This is a genomic window from Pseudomonas sp. 05N434 (assembly GCF_056396965.1).
Genome location: NZ_JBFTMK010001049.1, coordinates 1 through 580 on the forward strand (window position 1 = coordinate 1; position 580 = coordinate 580).

A 580-nucleotide genomic window follows, 5' to 3' on the forward strand; every position below is an offset into this window, starting at 1 on the left:
GTCATCACCCATGTTGCTGCCCACCGCGCCACCGGCTGCGCCGCCCAGGCCTGCGCCAATGGCCGAACCCGTGGAGCCACCCAGGCTGTTGCCGATCACCGAACCGCCCGCCGCGCCGAGACCACCGCCAACGGCCGCTTCTGTGCGACTGCCCTTGCGCGCACCGACCGCACTGCCTGCCGCACCGCCGACGCCAGCGCCCACCGCGGCCCCGGTGCTGCCGCCCAACTGCCCGCCGACTACGTTGCCCAACACACCGCCAAGACCACCGCCGACTGCAGCGTCACCGTTGCCGCCCGCCATTGCGCCCTGAGCGACCAAAAGCCCCAAAAACATCGTGGACAATGTCAAACGCATGAAACGCATGATATGCACCTCTAATTTCCGCATTGGGGGGAAGAACGTGCCGCGGATAGGCATCAGCCTGTATCTGGGTCTGTTATACAGAAAACCAATACCGACTGTATGAGATTTGAGCCACATGATGCAGAAACGTTCCAAAACGAAAAAGCCCGGCATTAAGCCGGGCTTTTTCAGCTGACCTTCAGGATCAATGACGCTTTTTGGACAGGTTGCTGCC

The 580-nt window shown here is 61.9% G+C and carries 1 protein-coding gene; it reads right to left on the reverse strand.

The window, feature by feature from the left end:
* Positions 1–357 (reverse strand): glycine zipper domain-containing protein (locus AC1DLB_RS31645; RefSeq protein WP_477786485.1); only part of this gene is annotated, 357 nt, incomplete at its 3' end.
* Between the last annotated feature and the right edge of the window lie 223 nt (positions 358–580).